Below are 26,761 nucleotides of genomic sequence, written 5' to 3'. Positions count from 1 at the left end.
CTCCTTGTGAGGGCAAGTTGTCCCGGTAGCGTCCGGGTATTTCCAACACCATGAAAGCCTACCAAATCACCGGCACCGAAGGCCTGAGCTCCTTGCAGGCAGTGACCCTGCCAGACCCCACCCCAGGACCCGGCGAGGTGCTGGTGCGTGTGAGGGCCACCTGCCTGAACTACCGCGACTACATGAATGTGATGGGCATCCGAGGCGTCACGGGGCCGATCCCGCGCGTGCCGTGCTCTGACGGTGCAGGGGAGGTGGTGGCGGTGGGGGCCGGCGTGACGGCCTTTCAGCCTGGAGACCGGGTGGTGTGCCCCTTTATGCCCACCTGGCTGGAGGGCGGTTTTAGCCAAGTGCATGCCTCTCAGGCAATGGGTGGCGCGGTGGATGGCCTGCTGCGAGAGCTGGCGGTGATCTCTGAGAAAAGCCTGCTGCGCATTCCAGACTACCTTTCCGTCGAGGAGGCGGCCACGCTGCCCTGTGCGGCCGTGACTGCCTGGGACGCGCTGCACTGCCGTGGCGGCCTGAAGGCGGGAGAGACGGTGTTCATTCAGGGCACGGGCGGCGTCTCCATCTTTGCGCTGCAGTTTGCCAAGCTGGCCGGTGCCCGCCTGCTGGCCACCACTAGCAGTGATGAGAAGGGTCAGCGCCTGCTGGAGATGGGGGCTGATGCCGTGCACAACTACAAGACCGATCCGGACTGGGACAATTGGGCGCTGGCACAAACCGGCGGGCTGGGAGTGGACAAGGTGATCGAGATCGGCGGGCCTGAGACGCTAAACCGCTCGCTCAAGGCCACGCGCTTCGGCGGGCACATCGCGCTGATCGGCGTGCTCACAGGCACCAGCGGCGAGATCCAGACCGTGCAGATCCTGCGCAAGGGCATCCGCCTGGACGGCATCTACGTGGGCTCCCGCGAGATGTTTGCCGAGATGCTGGCGGAGATGGAGCGCGTGAAGCTGAAGCCGGTGATCGACTCCGTGTTTGAGTTTGCCGATGCGCCTGCCGCCTTCCAGCACATCGAAAGCGGCAGGCATTTTGGCAAGATCGTGATCCGGGTGTGAGGCTTCAGCTATTTACCAAAACTACATTCGGTCCTCAAATTCTATCATTATTCGCAGAAATCTTGACGAAATATTGGGCTACAATTAAGAATTTTGATTGATTCGCATATTGCACTGGAATTATTTTTAATAACGATGGTATTTTTAACCTACCGACACGAAAACGAGGAACACAAAAAGTGCGTTCTTGAATTTGCCGTCTATTTGCGAGACGCAGGCGTCAATGTGGTCGTTGATCAGCTCTATTTCTGTTCAAATAGAGGAGGGCCAGATATGGGTTGGCCAAAATGGTGTGCACAGCAGGTTAAAGATGCCGACCAGGTTCTTATTATTGCGTCCTCAGGATGGTTCCGTTGTTTTGAAGGGAAAGAGGTTGACGGAGTTGGACTCGGCGCGGCTTGTGAAGCACATTTAATATTCCAACAGCTCTACAATGTGGGTTGGGTCACTAATAAATTTCGGATTGTTGTTATCGAAACGTCTGGATCTATCACAATACCCAATGAGATTGAAGGTTACCATCGATACAACGCCCAGAAGCCCGATGAAGTAGACCATTTGCTTGAATGGCTGGGGTGCCCCAAAGTGACACCTCATCCTAATAATCAATATTGGTTGGAAAACACTCCTGATATCACGTGGCCTTTTGCAGACGCACTGCATGTTCGCGACGCGTTTGCGGACTTGCTAACGCGTTCCGCAAAGCATCGAGTACTGCTGGTTCGTGGCGGTAGCGAGCTTGGCAAAACCAGCATGACCCAACATATGCTAGGCCTAGGCTTGGCATGCTCATGGCTAGCTTGTGGAAGACTAGATTTAAAAGGAGGAACGGGGTTGGATGAAGAGCTGAGCAGCTTTGCACAACATCTAATTGGAGCCGGAGAAATGGAAGAGGTGATGGGGAACGGCAAAGTAGTAGATAGATTGCGACGGCTTTTTGTCTATCTTCAAAAAAGAGCGACTCCAACTTTGCTTATAGTTGACACATATGATGACTCGCAAGCTCGAGAGTTTTCCGACTGGGTTGAGAAGTTGCTTTTGGTCGCCACGCCACGTGCCGATTGGTTGCGAGTTGTGGTTGCTGGGCAGCGCGTCCCAGATAATCGGGCGGCCTCATGGGCGGGGCAGGCTCAGTTTACTAAACTCGAGGCCCCAAGTTGCGAAGACTGGATAACATGCGCAAAAAAATACCGCCCAGATGTGAATGAGGAATTTATCCAACAACTTCATTCCCTCGCTAATGGAAGAGCGAGTTTGCTTTGGAATTTACTTGGACCCAAATCCTTAAACAATTAATTATGGATCTTCATCTCGCCTTACGCATCCTTCAGTCTGCTGGTGGAGATCCTATCCAATTATGTTTTGCAGCGGTTGATCTGGCATTCCCTAACAGGTCTGAGCAAGATAAATTAAGACTGAAAAATGCATTGGAAGCGGCTTCCATTCCCCACTGGTTCGACGGCTGTATTCTTGCAAAGATACTAGATATTCCAATCGAGGAAGGAATTTCTATTGTAGAAGACTTAAAGTGTTTATCTCTCATTGAGAGTTTTCGAGCTCGTGGAGAAATGGCCGTAAATGTGCATGAAAAGAGCCGCCTCCTTTTGCGTGAGCATCTATTTCTTTACAAGAAAAAGCATTTCGGAATGTGGTCCGCGAAAGCCGCAGAGTGCTTTGCAAGTAAGCCTTTGGCTCAGGCACGTATTGAGTGGATCTATCACCAGCTTTGCTCCGGCGCAGTATCTGTCGAAGAAGATCTTGAAAAGTTGGATCAAGATTTCGTTGACACGGCTCATCCTGAAGACCGACTGGCTCTTGCAGCGGCACTCCAGGAGTTGGAAAATGCAAAGATGCTTTCGGGCGCTGCACAAGCAATGAGTTTAATCAGCATCGGTTTTGTAAGAAACAGCCGGGGGGAAAGTTCCCAGATTCTCACTCTCGCCAGCCAAGCGCTTGGCTTGGCAAGGACTGCATCGCGCAAGTCGATCGTTGGTTTAGCACTGTGCTTGAATGGTGATATCTCCCAAAATCTAGGAAAATTTGATGAAGCAATTACTGCTTATGAAGAGTGCTTGTCTACCTACCAAGAGTTGGTTAACGACTCCCCCATGGAAAGAATGTGGACGCATCGGCTGAGCACGGCATATGAAAAAATAAGCGCTGTCCTCAAGAAAAAGGGTGATTTCGATTCCGCCTTCATATACGCGAATAATGGACTCACTTTGTCAAAAAAACTCGCGGCCGAGTTTCCAGATGACATTAGGTTTCAAGTGCATCTCGCCTCAATCTACCTTCACCTCGGAGGCATTCTTCAATCACAGAGCAAGTTGAATTTGGCAAAGCAGGCGTTCACAGAGGCTTTGATTATTGGCGAAAAGTGTGTTAGGCTAGATCCTTTAAACGCAGATTGGCAACATTGCGTAGGGGTCTCTTATTCTAAGTTGGGTTCTATTTTCAAATCTCAGTCGGAACTGGACAAGGCTCATGATGCTGCCGAGAAATCCCTAACTATCTCCCTCAATCTAGTCAAACTTGACCCAACGAATGTGGCATGGCAGGAGGGATTGGCGTCATCACACCATCAGGTCGCTGGCATCTTTTCTGCCAAAGGAGATCTTGAGCAGGCTTATCGTTCGTATAAGGAGGATTTAAGCATCAGCCAAATTTTGTTGGAATTCGACCCAGAAAATATAGATTATCAGCAAGGATATGCATCAACCAGCGCAAGGGTTGGGTCTCTTCTTATCAAAAGGAAGCGTTTAAAAGAAGCGCGAGAATATCTAAACAAAAGCATAGAGCTTTTAGAAAAGCTTGTATCGCAGTTTTCAAATATTCCCAACTGGAGGGATCAACTCAAAATGGTGCGTCAAATTCGGACCCGCATATCTATAAAACGAAGTGACCGATAAATAACTTGTTTTACTAAACGGATCTTTTACTGATTTAACTATCTCCGCCGCCTGCACGGTGAAAGGGCGCTGATCCGGCAGCGGCAGGTAGCCCACCTCCAAAGGAAAGCTCAGCCCTTCGGAAATGAGAATGGGGTATGTGTTTAAATACGCCGCCACTGGCTCCGCATTCAGTGCGGCAGACATCACCAGCATCTTCAAGTCGCTGGCTCTGCTGTAGATGCTTCACCAAAGCGAGGGTCACATCGCTGAGCAGATTGCGCTCATGAAAGTCATCGAAGACCACCGCGCCCACCTTCTGCAGCGCACGATCATCCTGCAGCGCCACGATCATTTTTTCTCCGGCCACGCCCGCATCCAGTAGCATCTGCGTCGTCTTGCCAGAGCCCGCGGGTGCCACCAGCACCAGTCGGTTGCCGTTGCCATGCAACGTGCGCAGAATGTCAGCGTGGATTTTCCAGATGGGGAACTCAGTGGAGGCGGGCATGAAAGGTGGGAGAGCGTGCTATAGAGCACGTCCTGACGTTTTTCGATAGGCGTTGGTTGATTCTGCACGCAGTTCCGCGTGAGAACCGCGCCTGCCCTTCGTTCCCTTTTCCCAGCCATGCCCAGCCGCTTCCACATTCTGCTCACCTCTTTCGCACTGACAGCGTCCACCCTCTCCGCCGCCCAGCCCAACATCATTCTCATCATGTCGGATGACATGGGATTCTCGGACATCGGCTGCTATGGCGGAGAGATCGAGACGCCGAATCTGGACCGGCTGGCGAAGGGCGGGGTGAGGCTGAGCCAGTTTTATAATACGGGACGCTGCTGCCCCACGCGGGCCTCGCTGCTCACGGGGCTGTACCCGCATCAGGCGGGGATCGGGCACATGATGGAGGACCGCGGGCAGGAGGGGTATCGCGGAGACCTGAGCGCGCGCAGCCGGACGATCGCCGAGGTGCTGCGGCCCGCCGGCTACCGCACCTACGGCGTGGGCAAGTGGCATGTGACGAAGCATGCCGTGCCCGAGGGGCCGAAGCACAACTGGCCGCTGCACCGGGGCTTTGACCGCTTTTACGGCACCATCACCGGCGCGGGCAGTTTTTATGATCCCGGCACCCTGACGCGGGATGACGCCATGATCTCCCCCTTTGCCGACGCGGAATACCAGCCGAAGCAGTATTATTATACGGATGCCATCAGCGACCACGCGGTGCGCTACATCGGCGAGCATGCGCGGGACCACGCGCAGCAGCCTTTCTTCATGTACATGGCCTACACCGCCGCCCACTGGCCCATGCACGCGCTACCAGAAGATGTGAAAAAATACCATGGCAGGTATGATGCGGGCTACGAGTCCGTGCGGCAGGCGCGCCTGCTGCGCCTGAAGAAGGCGGGGCTGGTGGCGGCGGATGCGGGGCTCTCGCCCACGAAGGGAGACTGGTCGCAGGTGAAGGACCGCGCCTGGGAGACGCGGTGCATGGAGGTCTTTGCGGCGATGATTGACCGCATGGACCAGGGCATCGGTCGTGTGCTGGCGGAGCTGGAGAAGCACGGGCAGCTGGACAATACGCTGATCTTTTTCCTGCAGGACAATGGCGGCTGCCAGGAGCCGATCGGACGGCAGGCCACGCCACCGAAATTCAATACACAGACCTTTCCTGTCATCGCGCAGGACGCGATCCGGCTGGATGTGATCCCCAAGCAGACGCGGGACGGGCAGCCGGTGCGGCAAGGGCAGGGTATCACGCCAGGAGGGCCGAACGACTACATCGCCTATGGCGAAGCGTGGGCCAATGTGTCCAACACGCCACACCGGGAGTACAAGCACTTTGTGCATGAGGGGGGAATCTCCACGCCGCTGATCGCGTATTGGCCCGCAGGGCTGCCGGAGGCGCAGCGTGGGAGGATTGAGAGCCAGCCGGGGCACCTGATCGACATCATGGCCACGTGTGTGGATGTGGCGGGCGCGAAGTATCCTGCCGAGGTGGAAGGGCGGAGCATTCAGCCGCTGGAAGGCGTGAGCCTGATGCCCGTGCTGCAAAAGAGCGCCCATGATGACACGCGGTCGATTTTCTGGGAGCATGAGGGCAACCGCGCGCACCGCATGGGCCCGTGGAAGCTGGTGGCCAAGGAGGACCAGCCGTGGGAGCTGTACGACATCTCCAAAGACCGCGCTGAGCAGCACGATCTGGCCTCTGAGGAACCGGATCGCGTGCGTAGCATGGCCGCCGCCTGGGATGCCTGGGCTGCGCGTGCGCAGGTGCTGCCGCTGGGCTCCTGGAAGAGGCCCGATGTGAATGCGAAGGGTGCGCGTAAAAAAGGGGCTGCTAAGAAGGCGGAGGCGAAGTAGGAAGCCCGCCCGTCTGGAGCATTTTGGGTTCGAATATTTCTCTGCGCGCCATGTGGGCCTGGAGATTTAGGATTTCCTTCTGCAAAGCTGATTATCAGGCTAAGCCTCTGCGTGGGTAAAAATAAGGATAGCGCGTTGCTTTGTGGAACGGTTCGTGCTCTCGTGCGCCGCCATGGATCTATCCCAAATCGCCCTGGATGTGCCGACTCTGAAGTTGAGTTTAACGATCGTGGGAGGCTTGCTTCTCCTTTCGATGATTCGGATTGTTTTTCTGCTGCGCAAGAATGAGCGCCTGCGGATCAGCGCCGAAAAGATGGAGCAGCAGGTGCTCTTTCAGCACCAGGAGATTCTCTCCGTGAAGTCGGATTCGAATGCATGGCGAGGCGAGGTGCAGCGCATGTTTGACGCCTTCCGCGCGGAATTTTCCAAGCGTCTGGAGGAATCCGAGGCGCGCTATCAGGAAATCCAGAAACGCACCGAGTCGATGAGCAAGCCCGTCCGGCCCGTGGCGCTCTCCTCCCCGCCGCTGCCTTCGGGCACGGTGGTGACACGCGGCGTGGACGCCGATGAGAAGCCCGTGCTGCCGGTGCCTGCGCTGAACATTTCCTGAGCCCTGAACATGCCCTGAACCCAGCCGCCGAGGTCTTGAAAGTCTGCGAAAGCGAAGGACCGCAAGCCTGATTGATTTGGAACAAGATTTGCTGCACAACCCACGCTAATGAACAAAGAATTGAGTCAGGACGTCATGGCCATGATCATCGGCCTCAGCATTGTCTCCATCATGTTTCTGCTGTCCCTGGGACGGATGCTGGCGCTCTACCGCTCCAACCGCCGCCTGAGCGCCGAGGGGGTGAAGATGAACAAGCAGTTGGCGATCCAGGAGATGGAGGTGACGGGAGCGCACCATGACTCGAAGTCCTGGCGTGCGAAGATGCAGCGGCAGTTTGATGCGCTGCGTGCTGAGCTTTCCACCCAGTTGGTGCAGACGGAGATGAACGGCGCACATGCTCTGAAGGAGCTGGACAAGGCCTGCCAGCAAGTGCTGACCAACTCTGATGCCAAGGCCGCCGAACTGGCTGCCGCCAAAATCAAGATCTCCGAACTAGAGGCTGCGCTGGCGGTCAAACCGGTGGCAGTTCCGCCGCCCCCACCGCCGTCCGTGCCCAAGCCTGCGCTGCCCGCGCTGCCAGCGATGGAGACGCTGCGCATTCAGGCTCTGGAAACTGAGCTGGCTGCCGTGAAGTCCGAGCTGGCGCTGGCCAAGCAGCAAAACGCCTCGCTGCAGCTCACGGCGTTGCTGGCACGCCGCAAGGCTCCTGTGGTCACCGCCCACGCACGGAAGAGCACGCTTCTGCGCGGCAGAAACGGCCGCAGCGCCTAAACGTGTTGATCCTGCGTGCGCAACTGCGCTTTTGCTCCTCGGCAAGCTGGGGGGCGCGAGGGGTGATGCGCCTGGTGCATGAATGGTGCTTTAGGCGGCCGCAGCCTGCGGGCTGCATGCCGGGGCAAGATTAAGCGCAGGCATGCTTTTTTCCTCTCGCCAAGAGGCGCGGGAGTCTTTATTCTTCGGCGCTGAGCGGAAACTTCCCGTGAGTGAAAGCTCCTGCATAAACCCTTTACTGTCCGCCCCCCCCATGACTGAGAACCCCACCGCAGATTCGCCCTTTGGCAGCGCCGTGCCTCATGATCCCTTTCAGGCCGCGAAGGCCAGCGCGATGAAGGCCGCCGAAGAGCTGCGTGCCGCCGCCGCGCAGAAGGTGACCGAATTCCGCTCCGCCGCCGAAACCCGCGCACAGCAGTTCCGCACTACTGCTGAGCAGCGTGCCACTGACATTCGTGACCGCGCCGAAGAGATCGCCGACCAGACGCTGAACCAAGCCCGTGTGCGCTACGATGACCTGCGCGCCGAGGCGGAGAAGTTTGCCCGTGAAAAGCCGCTGCAGGCTCTGCTGACGGCCTTTGGCATTGGCTTTGTTGTCGGGGCTATTTTGCGACGCTGAAGCTCCATCTGAGTCCCTAAGTCTAATTCATGAACTCAGGCTCGCCCCCCGCTCCCGAGGAACGCGCCAGCGCAGCAGGACTGCTGCGCGCTGTGGCGCTGTACATCGAGGCACGTGGCAGGCTGCTCCACATCGAAGGGCAGGAGGCCGCAGGCCGCGTTTCCGGACTTACCGGCATGTTTATGATGTCGCTCACGGCTTTCATCATCGGCTGGATGCTGGCTGCGCCAGCGCTGGTGTGGATGATTGCGGAAGCCTACGGCTGGCACTGGACCCGCGTGGCGCTGGGTGGCGCTGGCATTCACCTCTTTCTGGGCCTGCTGCTGCTGGCCGGACTCAAAAACCGGCTGCGAGGCATGCAGCTTTTTGAGGAATCCTTCAACCAATTCCGCCGGGATCGCGAATGGCTCGCCCGCAACAAGAACAACTGACCCCCAAGCAGCAGGTCCTGCGAGATCTGGAGGACGCACGTGCGTCCCTGGCGCATCATGCCTCCCTGGCGGCCGAAGAGTGGAGCCCGAAGGCGCTCTTGACCCGCAGTGTCGAGAAGCACCGCGCGCTGTGGATCGGCGGTGCAGTCATCGCCGGGATGGCGCTGATCAAGCTCGTCATGCCCTCCGCATCTGGCAGAGCTGGCGGCCGGTCTGAGAATTTTCTCTCTGGAGCCAAAGGCAGCGGCCTGATGGCGCTGCTGCTTGGTCCAGCCATCGCTTTTGCCCGGCGTTCTGTTTTAAACTACGGAACCCAATGGTTTGAAACTTATCTGCGTTCTAAAGTTTCTCCGAACGACTCCGAGCCCGGAGCAGTCTAGCCCCTTTCATCACCCTACATGTCTGATACCAACCCACCCCCTCCTCAAGATCTTCTTCCCGTTTTAGGCTCCGTGGATGACTACCTGCGCTTTTGCATGGAGTACGATGCATCCGACCTGCATCTGGCCACGGGCGCACAGCCTGTCTGGCGCCGCTACGGCAATCTGCAGCCCATCTGGGACAATGCCGCTCTGCTGACGCCTGAGGACGCACGTCGGCTGGCCTATGGCTTCCTGGGAGAGGCGCAGATCAAGCAGCTGGAATCCCGCGGGGACGTGGACTTTGCGTATTCACCCAACTACGGCCGCTTCCGTGCCTCCGTGGTGCAGCAGCGTCTGGGGATTGACATGGTGTTTCGTGTGATCAAGACGCAGATTAAGTCGGTGGAGGAGCTGGGCCTGCCGCCCACCGCCAAGACGCTGACCCGTTTCCACAACGGCCTCATCCTGGTGACGGGCCCCGTGGGCTGCGGCAAATCCACCACCCTGGCCGCGCTGGTGGACTCCATCAATGAAGAGCGCGAGGACCACATCATCACGCTGGAAGACCCGATCGAATACATCATCGAGCCCAAGGGCTGCCACGTGAACCAGCGCGAGGTGCACACCCACACGGCCTCGTTTGCCGCCGCTCTGCGCGGTGCGCTGCGTGAAGACCCGGACGTGATCATGGTGGGTGAAATGCGCGACCTTGAGACGATCTCCCTGGCGATCACCGCTGCAGAAACGGGCCATCTTGTGCTCGGCACGCTGCACACTGGCAGCGCCGCCCGCACCCTGGACCGTGTGCTGGACGTGTTCCCCATCGACCAGCGCGATCAGATCCGAATCATGGTGTCTGAATCCCTGCGTGGCATTCTCTCCCAGCAGCTGGTGCCCAAGATCGACGGCAACGGCCGCGTGATGGCGCTGGAGGTGCTGGTGAACACGCCTGCTGTGGGCAACTGCATCCGCGAAGGCAAGACCTACATGCTGGGAGGCGTGATGCAGACCGGCAAAGGCGTGGGCATGGTGACGATGGACGACGCCCTGCGCAATCTCTACGCCACAGGCCAGATCAGCCGTGAGGAGTGCGAATTCCGCGCTGAGGACAAAGTGATGATGAAGAAATACTTTGAATCCTGAGCCCACCCCACGCCAAACCGACCACTGACACAGTCTCATGCCAATCATTGACCAATATTTCCAGAAGCTCATCGAACTGGGCGGCTCCGACCTTCACCTCAGCCAGAAGCAGCCGCCCAAGGTGCGCGTGCACGGCAGCATCAAGCCTATCTCCGACCAGATCCTGGACGACCGCCTGCTGGAGACCATGATGCGGGAAATCTGCGAGCCCCGCGCCTGGGAGCGCTACAAGGAGAAGGGCGACCTCGACTTTGCCTACGAGATGGATGAAAACAGCCGTTTCCGCTGCAACTACCTCAAGCAGCAGCATGGCTATGGCGCCGTCTTCCGTATCATCCCCACCAAGATCGCCTCGCTGGAGCAGCTGGGCATCCCGCCGGTGGTGAAGGAGTTTGGCCACATGCGCAGCGGCCTCGTACTTGTGACGGGCCCCACGGGTTCCGGTAAATCCACCACGCTGGCCGCGCTGCTGGACTACATCAACACCAACTTCCGCCGCCACATCATCACGATCGAGGAACCCATCGAATTCGTGCACCGGAACAAGAAGAGCATCATCACCCAGCGCGAGGTGCCCATCCAGACGCCCTCTTTCGCCGACGGCCTGCGCGCCGCGCTGCGAGAGGACGCGGACATCGTGCTGGTGGGGGAAATGCGCGACCTGGAAACGATCTCGCTGGCGCTGACCGCCGCCGAGACGGGCCTGCTCGTCTTCGGCACCCTGCACACGAACAACGCGCGCAAAACCGTTGACCGTATCATTGACGTGTTCCCCTCCGACCAGCAGAGCCAGGTGCGCACGATGCTCGCCGCCTCTCTGAAAGGCGTGGTGGCCCAGCTCCTTATGAAGAAGTCCGACGGCAAAGGCCGTGCGGCGGTGAATGAGATCATGGTGTCCAACCCCGCCGTGGGCGCGATCATCCGTGAAGGTGCCACGCAGAAGCTGTATGACGTCATCATCGGCGGCAAGGCGCAGGGCATGCAGTTCATGGACGAAGCCATCTGGCAGAAGCTGCGCGACGGCTACGTGACGCCGATGGAGGCGTACATGAAGGCCATCGACAAAAACCGCTTCAAGGCCTTCCTGCCTGCCGAAGAGGCGGACGTGGCGGTGGCCAGCGGCGGCGACGCCAACAAGTAATCCCGGCCCCATGCGGGATCCATAGCTCCAAATGCGTCGGCTGGCAGATCTGCCAGCCGATTTGCTTTATGGGGGGGCGCATGCGAGAAGCGTCTCAATACCATGATGCGATGAAAACGGGGCTGAAAGCGGAGGCACGAGCCGACGAAAGGGGATCATCTTGATCCCCCACCTGCAGCGGGTTCGAGGATATGCGAGGGCACTGGGCGATGCGGGAGCGTGTGGGATCGGGACGATCCCACTCCGCCAGAGCGCAGGCTGGCCGCATGGAAAGCTGGCTTTCACCCATGAGACCTGTTTTCAGCTGTGCGTGGTATAAGGAAGCCGGGAGAGCGACGGGGCAGGGGAAAGGCTGGACTCCTCACGGTGCTACAACCGAAAGTCGTGCAAACTTTGCACTGGCCGCATTGACCGGAATCACCGCTTTCACCTGCTGCGTGGTGCCATCATCGCTCAGCACCGTTTGCGTCACTCCGGCGCTGCTCCAGCTTCCCGACGCCAGAGAGTCGCTCCATTCCACGGTGAATGACGCGCCTGCGGTCACGGCAGCTGTGCTGCGCGTGTATGTGTACTCAAAGTTTGTCCCGTTGCTCACTGTCGTGACAGGCAGCGTGTTCCGTGCTGTCGGATCAAGGTGGCAGGCCCACTCGATGAGGTTGGGGATGCCGTCGTTGTCGAAATCCGAGGGGTCAGCGGTGGTTCCGGTGCTTGCGGCGGTGCCAAAGTAGGTCTGCCGCCAGTCTTGGAGGATCGTCGGTCGAGTCACGGTGACCACATACGTCTTTGTCGTGCTGCCATCTTGGGCGGTGACCACGGTGGTGATGGCGGTGTCGCCAAAATTCAGGGGGATGGGACTGCTGGCGCTGCCGGAGGCCACCGCTACACCGTTGACGGTGACCGTGGCATGGCTCTCGGTCACAGTGGCTGTCACGGTGGTTGAGTTTGTGGTGCTGGTCACGTTTCCGAGGTAGGAGGTGGTCCCGCTGGCAAAAAAGGGATTCACCAGGACGCTGTCCAGAGTGAGGTTTGCCAGGTCAGCATTGTTGCTCAGAGTGGTAAAGCTCAGGTCCCCGCTGGTGCTGCTGCCCGCCGCATTCACGCCCGTGCTGCGGAAGTGATACGTTGTGCCGGGTGCGAGACCCGTCACCACCACGCTCACCGCTGTAGTGCTCACGCCTGTCACAGTGGCTGGCGTTGCGGGCACTGTGATGCCATAGGCGGTGGTTGTTCCGTATTCGAAGGCGGCCGTTGTACTATTATTGTTTGCGTTTACCGTGCCGTTGAGAGTCACGCTGCCAGCGGTGACGGAAGTGGCTGCCAAGCTGATGACGTCTGGCATTGGCGGCCCTGCAGCCAGAGCCAGTGAGTGCGTGCCAGAGCTGCCTCCGGAGACTCCGGCAAAAACTTCGTCTGCAACGAGTCCGCTGCGGTTCACCGCCACCGGCACCAGATCATTGCTCGTGGTGTTGTCGCCTATCTGTCCGTTGCTATTTGCCCCCCAGCCTGCCAGCGAGCCGTCGGCAGTCTGAGCCAGATTGTGAGCTGAACCTGCCACGATGGATGTCACGGTTTTTCCAGCCAAGGCTGAAATCCCGTTGTCCGTGTTTACCGTTGTGGGCACAAGGCGGCTGGTGGTGCTGTTGTCACCGATTTGCCCCGAGGCGTTATTTCCCCAAGCTGTGAGGCTTCCGTCAGTGCATAGCGCCAAGCTGTGCTGGGTGCCGCCAGCCAGCAGCGCTATGGTTTTGCCCGCCAGGGCTGAGGTGCCGCTGGCTGTGTTTACCGCCACCGGCACCAGACGGTTCGTTGTGCTGTTGTCGCCGATCTGGCCGGATGAGTTCAAGCCCCATGCCACCAAAGTGCCGTTGGAGCAGAGAGCCAGGCTGTGGAGGCCTCCTGCGGCTATGGCCACCACAGTCTTGGCATAAAGCTGAGAGATACGATTCGCGGTGTTTACAGCCGTCGGAGAAGAGCTGTTTGTGGTGGTAGCGTTGCCGAGCTGTCCATACACATTGAACCCCCAGCTTGCCACAGTGCCGTCCGAACAAAGAGCGAGGCTATGTGCCAGGCCCGCCGCCACTGCCACGACCGTCTTGCCATACAGCGCGGAACTGGCCACGACCAGCCGCGGCACGCTGCTGCTGCTGGTGCTGCCGTTGCCCAGCTGACCCTGGCTCCCGTCACCCCATGCAGCCACGGTGCCGTCCGAGCAAAGGGCCAGGCTGTGGTTAAAGCCGGCCGAGATGGCAACCACCTGCTTCCCATACAAAGCGGACAGCCCGTTGGTCTTGTTCACCAGCACAGGAGTAGTGCGTTGTGTAAAGGTGCTGTCTCCGAGTTGCCCGGAGCCGTTGTTGCCCCAGGCCGCCAGGGTGCCGTCAGCACATAGCGCCAGGGTATGAGATCCGCCCTCTGCGATGGCTACGATGACCTTGCCCGCGAGCACCCCGGAGGCAGACACAGCCACCGGCACGTTGCGCTGTGTGGTGGTGGCGTCGCCCAGCTGTCCGCTGCTGTTGCTGCCCCAGCTGAAAGCGCGCCTGTTTGCCCAAACAAGCACCAGGTCATTGCCTGTGCCGCCGTAATAGTTCGCTGCAAAGTTGTACGTGATGCCATTGTAGGTCAGCCCCACGAGCTGTCCCTGGGCCAGATTGGCAAACGTGCCGCTGATAAAGCTAAGCCCGGTGTTGTTCACCACCATCAGGGCGGTGCCTGGCGTTGGTGCATAGTTGAGCGCAAAGTCCACGATCCCGCCCGTGGCGGTAAAGCCGTTGCTCGTGAACGGCACGTCACTGCCAGATGCATAAGCTGCATTCAGCTGGCACTGGACTGCAATGACATAGGTGCGGGTGCTGATGCCGTCGGGGGCCGTGATGGTGATGGTGATCGTCGTACTATTCCCGAAAGTGACCGTAAACGGGCTGCTGGGATTGCCGGATGAGATGTTTTGGCCGTTGATCGTCGTGGTGGCACCACTGTCGCCCCATGCTGGAGTGATCGTCAATGAGCTGGTCTCGCCCGGAATCATCGCCGAGTAGGCTGTCGTGGTGCTTGCAAAAGCGGGACTCAGCGCGCCGCTGCTCAGCGTCAGGCTGGAAAGCATGGGGCCTGCTGCACGTACCACGTTCAGTGAGTAGGTCTGCTGCGTTATGCCATCTTGAGCGGTGACGACGAGGATGATGGAGTTGCTGCCTTCGGCAAGACTGATGTTGGAGCTGGCGCTGCCGGAGCTTGCCACCACCCCATTGACTTGGACCTGTGCATTCACGTCCGCCAGCGTCGGCGTGACGGTGATGGAGGTGGTGAGGTAGGGGACATTTATCGTATAGCTCAGTGTTCCTGAATCAAAAGCGGGGGACATTGTGCCCGCGCTAGGAACCAGGCTGGCCAGGTTTGCATTGTTGTTGAGAGTCGTGAAGGTCAGGTCATCGCCGCTGAGCATGCCACCGCTGTTCACTCCATTCACGCGGTAGTGGTAGGTTGTGCCCGGCAGCAGCCCGGAGAGCGGGACGCTTACGGCGGCCGGCAAATCATTGCTGACCTGCGCAGGCGTGGCAGTGACCGTGCTGCCGTAGGCTGTTGTGGTGCCATATTCAAAGGATACGGCCATGCTGTCGTTCGCGGCCACCACGGTGCCGTTCAGGATGACGCTGGTGCCGGAGATGTTTGCTGCCGCCTGGGTGCCCACGGTGGGAGAGGCCGGCACCGCTACCGCCGCCAGAGTCCACTGAGCCGCATTGGGACTGCTCTTGGGAAGAATGGAAAGCTGCTGGCCTGCCACCAGCGGGCTGCATCTTGTCGGAGCGATTCGTTGCGTGGTGGTGGAATCACCGAGTTCCCCATAATAATTGTCCCCCCAGGCCGCCATGGTGCCGTCGGAGCATTGCGCCATGCTGTACATCCGCCCTGCAACGAAAGCGGTCACGGATTTGCCATACAGGGCCGAGATTCCGCTTGCTGTGCTGACCGCCACGGGAGCATTGCGCGATGTGATGCTGCTGTCTCCCAGTTGGCCGAAGCTGTTATTACCCCAGGCTGCCACCGTACCATCACTGCATAGCGCCAGATTGTGACTGTAGCCCGCCGAGATGGACACGACGGTTTTGCCATTCAGTGCCGAGTTGCTGCTGACCGTCACTGGCACTTGCCGGCTCGTAAAGCTTGTGTTGCCCAGTTGACCGCTGTCATTGCTGCCCCAGCTCGTCAGCACGCCATCAGAGCAAAGGGCCAGGCTGTGATATTGGCCTGCCGCCACCGCTACCACGGACTTGCCATACAGTGCGGAGAGTCCGTTCGTGGTGTTGACGGCCGCCGGCGTATAACTGGTGCTGATGGTGTTGTTTCCGAGTGCGCCGGGACCATTGTATCCCCAGGCTGCCACGGTGCCGTCCGAACATAGGGCCAGGCTGTGATATTGGCCCGTCGCTATGGCCACCACGGATTTGCCATGCAATGCCGAGGTTCCGCTGGCGGTGTTGACGGCCACCGGCGCATTGCGCTGTGCGGGGGTGGTGTCTCCGAGCTGCCCTATAAGGTTGTATCCCCAGCCGACGACGGTGCCGTCTGAGCACAGCGCCAGGCTGAAAACGCCCCCTGCTGAGACGGCAACCACCGTCTTGCCGTAAAGTGCGGAGACTCCGCTGGCATTGTTCACGGCCACCGGCACCAGGCTTGAGGCTGTGCTGTTGTTGCCCAGTTGTCCATAGGTGTTGTCCCCCCATGAAGCCACCGTTCCGTCTGAGCACAGCGCCAGTGCGTGGCTGGCTCCCATGCTGAGTGCCAGCACAGTTTTGCCTGCCAGCACACCCGTGGCCGAAACTGCAGTGGGAAGGGGGCGGCTGATCGTGGTGCCGTCTCCCACTTCACCGTCGTTATTGTAGCCCCACGCGAAGGCGCGGTTGTTCGCCCAGACCAGCACCAGGTCATTGCCCGTGCCGCTGTAGTAGTGCGCCACGTAGTTGTATGTCAGCCCATTGTAGCTGAGTGCCACGGCCTGCCCCTGGGGTAGGTTGTCGAAGTAGCCATTGATGAAGGGCAGCCCCGTGTTGTTCACCACCGTCAGGTTCGTCCCCGTGGGCGGGGCAAAGTTCAGGGTGAAGTTCACGGTGTTTCCCGTGGCGGTGTAGCTGGCTGCCGTCACGGGCACATCCGCAGCCGTATTCCACGTGGCATTGACGGTGGCGGCTTCAGCGGACAGGGCGCATGCAAAGAAAACGCAGAATAGGGTTAGGTAAATGCTACTGATGATCGGCATGAATGACTCAGGTGGTATGCGTTCGATCTCTCATGGATCATAGTCCTCTCATCAAGCCATTTCCTGTTTCAAAAAGTGGGTGAAAACACCTCTCCGAGCCTGGGGCTGCCGCCTGTCTGGCGCGGTGGCGCAGGGGAGTCCTGCGCTGCGCTGGCACAGAAAACGCTCGCGTTTTTCCTGACTGCGGCCTGCTGTCCCTACGCAGATGCAAGAGCTGCCGCGGCCTCCCCGTATTTTCCGCAGCATGACACGCGCCTCTCATACGTTCCCAGCATTCCTGTTGCTGGCCGCCGCCCCTTTTTCTGCCGGGGCTGCGCCTGCACAGGTGCTTTTTGAAAAAGACGTGCGCCCCATCCTGAAGACGCATTGCTTTCATTGCCACGGCGAGGATGGCGAGATGAAAGGCGGGCTGGATGTGCGTCTGGCGCGTTTCATTCTCAAAGGCGGCAAGGACGGCCCCGTCATCGTGCCTGGAAAGACGGCGGAGAGCCATCTCATCGACCTCGTCAAAAAAGGCGAGATGCCGAAAGGCAAGACGAAGCTCAAGGATCAGGACATCGCCATTCTGGAGGCCTGGGTGGCCCAGGGGGCGAAGACGATGCGCCCGGAACCTGAGAAACTGGGGCCGGAGCATGCTTTTACGGATGAGGAGCGCGCGTGGTGGTCGCTACAGCCGATTTCCAAGCCACAAGTTCCAAGGTTGAAGTTCAAAGTTTCAAGTGCCCAGAGCATGAAGATGAAGCCTGGGATCGATGCCTTCATTGCTGCGAAGCTGCAGGAGATGGGGCTTTCGTTCTCGCCGGAGGCGGATCCAGCCACTTTTATCCGCCGTACCAGCTTTGACCTGCTGGGGCTGCCGCCGACGCCGCAGGAGGTGGATGAATTTGTGGCCGCCTATATCAAGGATCCTGAAGCGAGCGTGCAGCGCCTCGTGGACCGCCTGCTGGCCTCTCCTCACTATGGCGAGCGCTGGGGCCGCCACTGGCTGGATGCCGCAGGCTATGCGGACAGCGAGGGCTATGGTGAGAAAGATATCGAGCGCCAGTGGGCTTGGAAGTACCGCGATTACGTCATCAGCTCGCTGAATAAGGATAAGCCTTTTGACCAGTTCATCCGTGAGCAGTTGGCAGGAGATGAAATGGTGCCGCAGCCTTACAAGGACCTCTCGGCTGACGCCATCGACAAGCTGGCGGCCACTGGCTTTCTGCGCATGTCTCCCAATGGCACCGGTGAAACGAACGACGCCGCCACGCAGAATGCCAACATCGCCGATACGCTGAAGATGGTCGGCACCTCCCTCTACGGCCTGACGATCGGCTGTGCGCAGTGCCACGACCACCGCTATGATCCCATCTCGCAGGCTGATTACTACCGCCTGCGTGCGGTATTTGAGCCCGGTTTTGACACCAAGGCGTGGCGCGCCCCCGGCGGCCGCCTCGTCTCGCTGCTGACAGAGAAGGAGATCGCCGAGTCTGCCAAGATCGAGGCCGAGGCCAAGAAGCTCGATGCTGCACGCACAGCCAAGGCTGAAGAGTTCATCACCGAAGTGCTGGAAAAGGAGCTGGCCAAGGCTCCTGAAAAAGACCGTGATGCCCTGCGCACGGCCTACCGTACCGAGGTGAAAAAGCGCACTGCTGATCAGACCAAGCTCCTCAAGGCCTGGCCGCGTGTGAACCAGCTGAGCTCCGGATCCCTTTACCTCTACGACACCACCTACAAAACCAAGCATGCCGATACGCTGAAAAAGATGGCGGAGGAGGCTGCCGCTGTGCGTGCCACCAAACCCAAGCAGGAGTTTCTGCATGCCTTCACCGAACTGGCCAAAAAGCCCGGCGACGTCCCTGCCACCTACATCTTCAATCGCGGCCAGTTTGACCAACCCAAGGAACAGGTGCCACCCAGTGACCTCACGGTGCTAGCCTCATTCCGCAAGGTGGAGATTCCGGAGAAAAATCCTGCGCTGGCCACCACCGGCCGCCGGCTGGCCCTGGCCACCGAGCTCACGGATGGGAAGCATCCGCTGGTGGCACGCGTGATGGTGAACCGCGTGTGGATGCACCACTTTGGCAAAGGCATTGTCGCTACTCCCGGGGATTTTGGCCAGCTCGGCAGCAAGCCCACCCATCCGGAGCTGCTCGACTGGCTGGCCTCCGACTTCGTGGCCCGCGGCTGGAGTCTCAAACAGCTTCACCGCGAAATCATGACCTCCCGCACCTATCGCCAAGCCTCCACTCGGGATGCCATGCGTGACCGGATCGACCCTGACAACTCCTACCTCAGCCGAATGAGTGTGCGCCGAATCGAGGCCGAGATCCTCCGCGACGCCTTGCTGGCCGTCAGCGGAAAGCTCAATCCCCAGGTGGGTGGCGCGCCTGTGCCCGTCATGTTCACGGAAGATGGCCAGGTCGTTATTGGTGTGGACACCACGGATACCGCCGGGCGTCCCTCAGGCAAGGTCATCCCGCTGAATGGTGCGGAGTTCCGCAGGAGCATCTATGTGCAGGTACGCCGCTCCCGCCCGCTGGACATGTTTGCCACTTTTGACGCCCCGATTATGGAGCCGAGCTGCGATGCGCGTGCCGTTACCACCGTCAGTCCACAAAGCCTGCTACTCATGAACAGCACCACCATGCGAGTGCATGCACAGCAGTTTGCCCAGCGTGTGCAGGCAGACGCTGGCAAGGATGTGGCCGACGAGGTCCGCCTGGCCTGGAAGCTGGTGAATGGTCGCGCGCCTTCAGAAGCTGATGTGCAGCAGAGCGTGGAGTTTGTGCAGGCGCAGACTGGCTACTACCAGAAGAACCCCTCGCCGCTGGAGGTGGAGCTGGGTGCGCCTTCCAAAACACCTGCAGACCCCGCTTTCCTCGGGCTCACCGCCTTTTGTCATGCCCTGCTCAGTTCCAATGCGCTGCTGTATGTGGACTAAGCGTAGTCATTGAGCCACTCAGTGCTTTTGAGCTCCAATGTCTTGGTGAAGCTAGCTGTGGGGTAGGGGTGTGGTTCGGACTCGGCAGGGACAAAGTCCTCTGGCACCGTGCTGTATTCAAATCCGACATGCAGTCCGCCATCCAGCGCCAGAGTGATGCCGCTGGGAGCAAGCTTTACCTGCTCAGCCCCCTGCAGCGGGTGGGCGGCACTCAGCAGGGAATGGGTAGCGGTGGCAATGAGTCCGTCATACTGGGCGATGAACTGCTGCCAGAGAGCAGTCTGCACCTCTGACGGACCGCTGCCGTATCCGCTAAGACGGACCGGCCGGCTGGTGGGCAGGATGGGCTCCGCATGCCAGGTCTTGTAGAATGGGCGGTGGGCGTAATCTCCAATCACGGGATGTGTTCCTTTCACGTGCGCCTCCTGTCTGCTGCGGCGCAGCAGCTCCAGCATAAGTACCGTGGCGACCAGCGCCCCAAAGACTGCAGCGGCCTTGAGAATGATGATCACGGCAGCGTGCATCGTGAGGTGCTGGAAAGGGGACGGTACGCCACCTTTTAGCAGCGTGAAGGCCAGCGCCACCACCCAAGTGAGGAGGCCTAGAGCCAGTGTTATAATGCATGCTGTCAGGAAGCCGCAGATGAAGATGACCAGCCAGCTTCTGAGGCATGGCCGTGCCAGTTCTGTGGAGGTGTCGTATTTAAAGAACTTCATTGAATGGATGGTCCTGGAGGAGGGGCGGCATCAGCGTTTTACAAACGGATCCCGAAGGGGAGTCGTATTTGAAAAACTTCATTGAATGGATAGTCCGGAAGGGGCGGCGACATCAGCATCTTACAAACGCATACTTGGCGGGATGACAGAGACTCCGCAGGCAGGAATGCGTTGAGTTTTTCCTGGGGTTGGCGGCCAGCTGGTCAAGGCCGTAAAGAAATAAGCTGCTGCATTGCCATGAGAAGTCTTGATGCCTGGTCAAGACGCGAAGGAAGGGCGCGTCTCATGTTGTGCCTAGCTCAAAGGCCTGATCCACTCCGTGCTCTCCAGCTCAAGGCGGGGGCTGAAAACCGCGACAGGGATGGGCTCTTCCACCTCAGAGTTCCAGAAGGCCTCCGGCTTGGTCATAAAATGAAAGCCCAGATGCAGATGACCATCTTCGGAAAGGGTGACCGAATCTGGTGTGAGACTGATGGAGCCGCAGCCTTCCAGCGGGTGCGGGGGTGTCAGCAGAGCGCGAGTCACTTTGGTGCTGAGCGTGTCGTATCTTGCAATGAACTGCTGCCAGACTGCTGCCTGCAATTCGGAAGGACTGGCACCACGGGCCTCAACACGAATAGAGTCGCCGCTGGGGAGAGTGGAGGTGGCTCTCCAGCGTTTGAGATAGGGCGAGTGCTCATAAGGACCAAAGACCAAGTGCTGCCCCTTGACGCGATATTCCTGCTGTTTGCGCCTGGCCAGCTCCACAATCATCAGTGTTGCGAGCAAGGTGCCGAAACCTGCTGCGGCCAGCAGAGTGATGCGGACCACAAAGGGAAGCGGCAGATCCTGCAGTGTGGCGGGGAGGGGGATTTTCATGCCAGCAGCGACCAGGCGCAGCAGCAAGAGGAGTGCATAAACGACGGGGCTGATGATGCACACGGTGAGAAATCCGCAGATGAAAACCACCAGCCAATTCCTCACGGAAGGCTGCTCAAAAGCGGCGATGGTGTCGTGGTGCGGGAGCTTCATTGCATGAGTGTTGAATGCAAGAGAGCCAGAAGGTGGTGAAAAATTCGAAAGCGCATTTTTTATCAAAGAGCTGGGGATTATGTCGAGATTATTTCGCAGTTCGGCTCAGAATCGCAGGGGGCAGGGGATGGCTGTGGGCTGATCCAAATTTCATCGTAAAAACACTCGTCATCCATCATTTCGCCATTCATCATTCCGCCATGGCCCAGGCAATCATGAATCCCGAGGAGGTCCGGCGTTTTGCGCAGGAGCTGAAACGTTTCAATACCGAGATGCAGCAGCGCTCAGCCTCCCTGCAGAGCCGCTTCAGTGCTTTGGGCGAAACCTGGCAGGACGCCGAGCACGAAAAGTTTGCCACAGAATTTTCTGCAACCATGAAGGCCATCAAGCATTTCATGGAGATGTCCGAGCAGCACACCCCATTCCTGCTGCGCAAGGCGCAGCGTATCGAGGATTATCTCAGCCAGCGCTGATGCGCAGGCAGGATCCAAGCCCCCCGCCCGATGTCAGACCAGGCACGTATCTCCAATCTCGACGCCATTGAGGCCTTTCGCGCCGCGCTGGTTGTTTTTATCAGCAAAACACGGCAGGCTCTGGACTCTGTGCAGGAGGGGGTGGGCAGGACCCGCGCCTGGCTGCAGACTGAGCAACCTGCCTACTGGGCGGCGCAGATACGCCACTGGCAGAAGAAGCTGGATATGGCCCAGCAGGAACTTATGAGCGCCCGGATGTCGGATTATGTGGATTCGCCGGTCACCCAGCAGGCTGCGGTGCGCAAGGCGCGGGCTGCGCTGGAGGCGGCGCAGGCCGGTGCGGAGCGCACACGGACTTGGGGGCGGAATTTTGACACCACGGTGGCTCCGCTGGCCCGCAAGGCGGACTCACTGCGCGACTATCTGGAGACAGACCTGGCCAAGGCGACGGCCTACCTCGTCGAAATCCAAAAAATCCTTGAGTCCTACAATGAGAGACCTCCGCTAGCACCTGCTGCGGCTGCGCCTACTACCACTCCAGAGACACCATGAATCTCATTCAAAACGGGCGTGAGCTCTCCGAGCGCTGGAGCGCCACCCAGGCCTGCTGGCGTGATGCCAGGGCCCAGGAATTTGAAAAACAATATCTTGAGCAGCTGCCTGGTCTTCTAACGAAGACCAGCGCGATGATCAACGAACTCGAAAACCTGCTACGCAAGATCCGAAAAGACTGTGAACCGCACCCTTGACCTCCGCGCCTCGCGGATCCTCTCCATCCATTCCGCTCTGAACGAGTCCATCGCCGACTTTGCGCAGCGCTGCGAGCAGATCTCCCGCGAGACCCGCTCCCGCCGCTACACTGTGGAGCAGCAACACATTCAGAATCTGGAGGCATTTGACGCGCACTATGCCTCCGTGGTGCATGCGTCTGCCGCTGAGTGGGATGAATACGCCAAGACCATTCATGCGCGCCATGCTGTGCGCACCACTGCCTTCAAGCGCTATGAGGACCGCATCCGGCGAGATCTCCCCGCCATGACGCAAAAGGAGCGTGAGCGTTGGCTGGGCCGGCAGCAGATGCGCCGCGTGCATGCCGAGGGAACGCGCAAGCGTGGCCTGCAGCAACTGGAGCACACCGCCGATGAGCTGCTGCACCGGCTGACGGCCGCGAAGGACCGCCTGCTGGCCGTCCTCAAGGCCGCAGGGGAGCGACTTGGCCGCAAGGAGGCGCCGCAGCCTAATCCCGAGCTGACTCTGCAGGACATCCCTGCGCGCATTGAAGACATCGAGAGACATGCCCAGAGCCTGGAGGAGCAGCTGGCCTCCGCCAAGGGAGGAGGGGGGATGTTTAAACTGTTTTCCAAGCCACGCATCGACCTCAAGGAGCTCGGTGCGGCGGTGCTGGACTATGAAACATGCCTGGCGGAGCTCCACGCGGCCAAGGACGCTGCGGCAGCCCAAATTCAGGGGGAATTTGAACGTACCGACGCGCAGGTGACTGCAGACTGGAACCTCGCTGATGATGTGGCGGAGAAGTACCGCAAGGTCATGCAGCGACGTCTGGCCATCCAGATCCCGGCCTGTCTGGCGCGCAATGAGCGGCTCCTGGCGCGCAATCTGCAGCGGTTTGAGGTGCAGAAGGCTGCGGCAATCGCGCAGGTAGGAGCGCCGCTTTTGCAGCAGCGTCAGCAACTCCTGGACAAGCACTCGGCTGCCAAGCTGGCCATGCAGAATGAGGCGCAGCAACGATGGACCGCGCTGCATGCCGAGTGGCAGAAGAAGATACCTCCGCTCCTCGCTGCCGTGGCAGAGATCCAGCAGAGCCCGGTTTCCCAGGCAAAAGCATGGAGCACCGACTACAAGCCTCAGGAGAGATTTCCTGACGCGCTGCGTCTGGGGGCGCTGAGCCTTGATTTCAACAGCACTGCGGCGCTGCTGGCCAAGGAGGCCCCCTTTAATCTCGACGGCCATGAGCGCGTCTGCCTACCTCTGGCGCTCGATTTCCCGCAGGAGGGGAACTTGCTCATCGAGACAGATGATGATGGAGGCAAATGGGTCTCTGATGTGATGAACCACGTCATCTTCAGCCTCTTCTCCCAGGCTCCTCCCGGAAAGGTGCACTTCACCATCATCGACCCCGTGGGGCTCGGGCAGAACTTTGCCGGCCTCATGCATCTGGCGGACTATGAGCCCGCCCTGATCAACCGCCGCATCTGGACGCAGAGAGATCAGATCGACGAGCGTCTTGCCGAGCTCAATGAGCATGTGGAAAAGGTCATTCAGATGTACCTGCGCAATGAGTACGCCACGATCACGGAGTACAATGAGCAGGCCGGCAGTGTGGCGGAGAAGTACCACTTTCTTGTCATTGCGGGGCTGCCTGCGGCCTTTACAGAAAATGCCATGGCCCGGCTCAAGAGCATCGTCATGAGCGGTGCACGCTGCGGGGTCTTTGTGCTCATCCACTGGGATCGCCGCCAGGCGCTGCCAGAGGGGCTGAGTGCAGAGGACCTGCGCAAAAGCTGCGTGCGTATCGTGCGAGAAAAAGGTGCGATCAGCGTCAATGGCATCCGCGCGTTGGAACTGGATGCGCCGCCTTCAGACGCCGTGGCTGCAGATCTCGCGCACCAGATCGGGCAGTCCAGCATCGATTCGAACCGTGTGCAGGTGCCCTTTAGCGTCGTCGCACCCAAGGAAATGTGGGCGGAAAGCACGACCAACGAGCTTCGCATCGCCATCGGCCGCACCGGGGCCACCAAGCTGCAGTACCTTGCCATCGGCAAGGGCACCCGCCAGCATGCGCTGCTGGCTGGTAAAACGGGTTCCGGTAAATCGACGCTGCTCCATATCATCATCACGAACCTCGCCCTCACCTGCAGTCCAGATGAGATCGAATTTTACCTGATCGACTTTAAAAAAGGCGTGGAATTCAAATGCTATTCGGATGCAAAGCTTCCGCATGCCAAGGTCATCGCCATCGAGAGCGACCGCGAGTTTGCACTGAGTGTGCTGCAGCGCATCGATGAAGAGCTGCGCCGCCGTGGTGAAATCTTCCGCAAGGCGGGTGTGCAGGATCTTGCTGGGTACAAGCGCACGCCGGGTGCCGAGCCCATGCCGCGCTCCATGCTCATCATTGACGAGTTTCAGGAATACTTTGTGGAGGACGATTCGGTGGCGCAGGGGGCCTCGCTGCTGCTGGACCGCATCGTACGTCAGGGGCGTGCCTTTGGCATTCATGTCTTCCTGGGCTCGCAGACGCTCGGGGGGGCCTACACACTCGCCCGCACGACGCTGGGACAGATGGTCATCCGCATCGCGCTCCAGTGCAATGAGGCTGATGCCGCCCTCATCATGGACGACACAAACACGGCGCCGCGCCTTCTTTCCCGTCCCGGGGAGGGCATCTACAACGATGCCGCCGGTGCTCTGGAAGGAAACAGCCCCTTCCAGGTGGTATGGCTCACAGACGAAGAGCGGGATGCCAATCTGGCCAAAGTGTCTGCCTACGCCAGAACGCATGGCTACGACAAAAAGCGGCCGATTGTCTTTGAAGGGAACATGCCAGCCGATGTGCGGGACAACATGCTCCTGGCCAACGCCCTTGCCTCGCCGCCTGCCAGTGCTCCGGCAGATCCCAAATGCTGGCTGGGCATGCCGAATGCCATCAAAGGCCCCACCGAAGCCGTCTTCCCACGCCAGAGCGGGCGTCACCTGCTGCTTGTGGGGCAGAACGAGGAAGCCGTGGCCTCCATTATGGGGCTTGGAATTGTCGCACTGGCTGCGCAGCATCCGCGCGCGCAGGCACCGCATTTCTACCTCATTCACAGCGCGCTCTCAGGCACGCCGGAATTCGAGTTCTTTGAAAAGATAGCCCAAGGTCGTGCGCGCATCTCGCAGGGGCATGAGGCTCCTGAATACATCGCGGAGATTCATGCCGAGATGAAGCGCCGCAATGATGAAGGCAGCGCAGGGGCTCCGCCCATCTACCTCTTCATCCACGGACTGCAGAAATTCCGCAAGCTGCGCTATGAAGAGGATTTCTCCTTTGGTGGCGACAGTGCTCCCAAGCCGGGCGATCAGCTTAATGAAATCATTTCCGAGGGGCCGCCCGTCGGTGTGCATGTCATCACGAGCCTGGACACTCTGAACAATGTCAATCGTTCTCTCAGTCGCAAGGCAGTCAGCGAGCTCGGCATGCGCATTCTTTTCCAGATGAGCGCCAACGATTCTGCCAGCCTCATCGACTCACCCAAGGCCGGTACACTCGGTCTTCACCGTGCCCTGTTTTACAGCGAGCACGAGTCCCGTCTCGAAACCTTCCGTCCCTTTGCCCTGCCGGACTCCGGCTGGGTGGAAGAGGCTCTGGCGGTCATCGGATAATTTGGTTTTAAATTCACTGTAGCCGTCGTGGCGGAGAGCCCGGCGGCTGCAGTGGCCTCACTCAAGAAGTGCTGAGGCTTGTGTGGTCGGAACTGTTCTGCCGTGGGTGTTAGAAATTGATAAAGCAGACATCTGCATGGCAATGACTCTTCGAAGAGCATCCATGTGCACGCAGCAGTGAGTGAAGCTCATGTAAAACATGGCGCTAGAAAGATGGTGAGTTCTCATCCTGCTGCACAGCAGCGTAGAGAAGAGAATGCCGTGCATGATCTGTGAATGCAGATGGTGAAGCCTGAAGCTCGGCGCAGCGTGCTGGTGAACGAAGATCTCAAACGAAGTCATAGATGAAGAGGCGGATGGGCTTCCGCCTGGTCAGGTATTGGAGATGCTGACGCTATGCACATGCGGCGTAGAAGTGATGTGGTGGCGTTTTGTGGTGCGCGGTAAAGGTGATCTGCAAAGTCAAGCAGCGGCTGCGGGATGTTTAAAAAACGCGGAATTAAAAATCTTCATTTTTTATCAAAATACAGTTGCACGAAATCAGAGCTGAACTACTCTCCTGACCCCCGACGAAAAGCGGCGGCTGAAACAAAAGGAAAAGAAAAGCGAGAAGCGG

Annotated in this window: 20 protein-coding genes; 16 read left to right on the top strand and 4 right to left on the bottom strand. The window is 59.0% G+C overall.

The genetic code is table 11. The features are described 5' to 3' along the window. Window positions 1-50 precede the first annotated feature (50 nt). The 3 genes from HNQ65_RS05335 to HNQ65_RS05325 all read left to right on the top strand — a co-directional run bounded on the left by HNQ65_RS05335 (window position 51) and on the right by HNQ65_RS05325 (window position 3,970). On the top strand, window positions 51-1,061 hold the full coding sequence (locus HNQ65_RS05335) for a zinc-dependent alcohol dehydrogenase family protein (protein WP_184338464.1): 1,011 nt from the start codon (window positions 51-53) through the stop codon (window positions 1,059-1,061). 93 nt (window positions 1,062-1,154) lie between these two features. Then, window positions 1,155-2,357 carry an SEFIR domain-containing protein gene (locus HNQ65_RS05330; RefSeq protein WP_184338463.1) on the top strand — a complete coding sequence of 401 codons (1,203 nt, stop codon included), beginning with the start codon at window positions 1,155-1,157 and terminating at the stop codon, window positions 2,355-2,357. Window positions 2,358-2,359: 2 nt separating this feature from the next. Beyond that, window positions 2,360-3,970 carry a tetratricopeptide repeat protein gene (locus tag HNQ65_RS05325; protein ID WP_184338462.1) on the top strand — a complete coding sequence of 537 codons (1,611 nt, stop codon included), beginning with the start codon at window positions 2,360-2,362 and terminating at the stop codon, window positions 3,968-3,970. 34 nt (window positions 3,971-4,004) lie between these two features. Here the strand turns inward: HNQ65_RS05325 and HNQ65_RS05320 are convergent, their stop codons facing one another. Beyond that, window positions 4,005-4,457 carry a hypothetical protein gene (locus tag HNQ65_RS05320; protein ID WP_184338461.1) on the bottom strand — a complete coding sequence of 151 codons (453 nt, stop codon included), beginning with the start codon at window positions 4,455-4,457 and terminating at the stop codon, window positions 4,005-4,007. Between the two features lie 117 nt (window positions 4,458-4,574). Between HNQ65_RS05320 and HNQ65_RS05315 the strand changes: the two genes are divergently transcribed. The 8 genes from HNQ65_RS05315 to HNQ65_RS05280 all read left to right on the top strand — a co-directional run bounded on the left by HNQ65_RS05315 (window position 4,575) and on the right by HNQ65_RS05280 (window position 11,385). Then, window positions 4,575-6,308 carry an arylsulfatase gene (locus tag HNQ65_RS05315; RefSeq protein ID WP_184338460.1) on the top strand — a complete coding sequence of 578 codons (1,734 nt, stop codon included), beginning with the start codon at window positions 4,575-4,577 and terminating at the stop codon, window positions 6,306-6,308. A 172-nt stretch (window positions 6,309-6,480) separates the two neighbouring features. Further along, the gene (locus tag HNQ65_RS05310; protein WP_184338459.1) at window positions 6,481-6,918 is read left to right on the top strand and encodes a hypothetical protein; all 438 of its coding nucleotides are present in this window, start codon (window positions 6,481-6,483) and stop codon (window positions 6,916-6,918) included. A gap of 108 nt (window positions 6,919-7,026) precedes the next feature. Further along, complete coding sequence (locus tag HNQ65_RS05305; RefSeq protein ID WP_184338458.1) at window positions 7,027-7,689, top strand: hypothetical protein; 663 nt, start codon at window positions 7,027-7,029, stop codon at window positions 7,687-7,689. Between the two features lie 253 nt (window positions 7,690-7,942). After that, on the top strand, window positions 7,943-8,308 hold the full coding sequence (locus HNQ65_RS05300) for a DUF883 family protein (RefSeq protein ID WP_184338457.1): 366 nt from the start codon (window positions 7,943-7,945) through the stop codon (window positions 8,306-8,308). A gap of 29 nt (window positions 8,309-8,337) precedes the next feature. Continuing rightward, window positions 8,338-8,739 (top strand): phage holin family protein, encoded by a 402-nt coding sequence (locus tag HNQ65_RS05295; RefSeq protein WP_184338456.1) that lies wholly within the window; start codon window positions 8,338-8,340, stop codon window positions 8,737-8,739. Then, entirely contained in the window at window positions 8,712-9,119 is a 408-nt protein-coding gene (locus HNQ65_RS05290) for a hypothetical protein (RefSeq protein WP_184338455.1), read from the top strand. Before HNQ65_RS05295 ends, HNQ65_RS05290 begins: the two co-directional genes overlap by 28 nt. A gap of 18 nt (window positions 9,120-9,137) precedes the next feature. Continuing rightward, complete coding sequence (locus HNQ65_RS05285) at window positions 9,138-10,244, top strand: type IV pilus twitching motility protein PilT (RefSeq protein WP_184338454.1); 1,107 nt, start codon at window positions 9,138-9,140, stop codon at window positions 10,242-10,244. 37 nt (window positions 10,245-10,281) lie between these two features. Then, window positions 10,282-11,385, top strand: coding sequence for a type IV pilus twitching motility protein PilT (locus HNQ65_RS05280; protein ID WP_184338453.1), 1,104 nt, complete (start codon window positions 10,282-10,284; stop codon window positions 11,383-11,385). A gap of 361 nt (window positions 11,386-11,746) precedes the next feature. Here HNQ65_RS05280 and HNQ65_RS05275 read toward each other — a convergent pair whose 3' ends face one another. Beyond that, window positions 11,747-16,639: an RCC1 domain-containing protein gene (locus HNQ65_RS05275; RefSeq protein WP_184338452.1), complete on the bottom strand. Its 4,893-nt coding sequence runs from the start codon at window positions 16,637-16,639 to the stop codon at window positions 11,747-11,749. A 244-nt stretch (window positions 16,640-16,883) separates the two neighbouring features. Here HNQ65_RS05275 and HNQ65_RS05270 point away from each other — a divergent pair, with 244 nt between their 5' ends. Next, the gene (locus tag HNQ65_RS05270) at window positions 16,884-19,565 is read left to right on the top strand and encodes a PSD1 and planctomycete cytochrome C domain-containing protein (RefSeq protein ID WP_184338451.1); all 2,682 of its coding nucleotides are present in this window, start codon (window positions 16,884-16,886) and stop codon (window positions 19,563-19,565) included. Here HNQ65_RS05270 and HNQ65_RS05265 read toward each other — a convergent pair. Next, the gene (locus HNQ65_RS05265) at window positions 19,562-20,281 is read right to left on the bottom strand and encodes a hypothetical protein (RefSeq protein ID WP_184338450.1); all 720 of its coding nucleotides are present in this window, start codon (window positions 20,279-20,281) and stop codon (window positions 19,562-19,564) included. The two genes, HNQ65_RS05270 and HNQ65_RS05265, sit on opposite strands and share 4 nt — an antisense overlap. Window positions 20,282-20,575: 294 nt before the next feature. Then, entirely contained in the window at window positions 20,576-21,292 is a 717-nt protein-coding gene (locus HNQ65_RS05260) for a hypothetical protein (RefSeq protein ID WP_184338449.1), read from the bottom strand. 14 nt (window positions 21,293-21,306) lie between these two features. On the opposite strand from HNQ65_RS05260, the gene HNQ65_RS26635 reads away from it, so the two are divergent. Genes HNQ65_RS26635 through HNQ65_RS05240 form a run of 4 tightly spaced genes read left to right on the top strand, consistent with a single transcriptional unit; the run spans window position 21,307 to window position 26,145 of the window. Further along, on the top strand, window positions 21,307-21,765 hold the full coding sequence (locus HNQ65_RS26635) for a WXG100 family type VII secretion target (protein WP_246437701.1): 459 nt from the start codon (window positions 21,307-21,309) through the stop codon (window positions 21,763-21,765). Between the two features lie 30 nt (window positions 21,766-21,795). After that, complete coding sequence (locus HNQ65_RS05250; protein ID WP_184338448.1) at window positions 21,796-22,317, top strand: hypothetical protein; 522 nt, start codon at window positions 21,796-21,798, stop codon at window positions 22,315-22,317. Then, window positions 22,314-22,514 (top strand): hypothetical protein, encoded by a 201-nt coding sequence (locus HNQ65_RS05245; protein ID WP_184338447.1) that lies wholly within the window; start codon window positions 22,314-22,316, stop codon window positions 22,512-22,514. The genes HNQ65_RS05250 and HNQ65_RS05245 overlap by 4 nt, the downstream gene beginning before the upstream one ends. Next, window positions 22,498-26,145 carry an FtsK/SpoIIIE domain-containing protein gene (locus HNQ65_RS05240; protein WP_184338446.1) on the top strand — a complete coding sequence of 1,216 codons (3,648 nt, stop codon included), beginning with the start codon at window positions 22,498-22,500 and terminating at the stop codon, window positions 26,143-26,145. Before HNQ65_RS05245 ends, HNQ65_RS05240 begins: the two co-directional genes overlap by 17 nt. Window positions 26,146-26,761: the final 616 nt, after the last annotated feature.

Origin of the sequence: Prosthecobacter vanneervenii, assembly GCF_014203095.1 — a bacterium.
GTDB lineage: Bacteria > Verrucomicrobiota > Verrucomicrobiia > Verrucomicrobiales > Verrucomicrobiaceae > Prosthecobacter > Prosthecobacter vanneervenii.
This window is presented reverse-complemented; position numbering and strand designations above follow the sequence as displayed.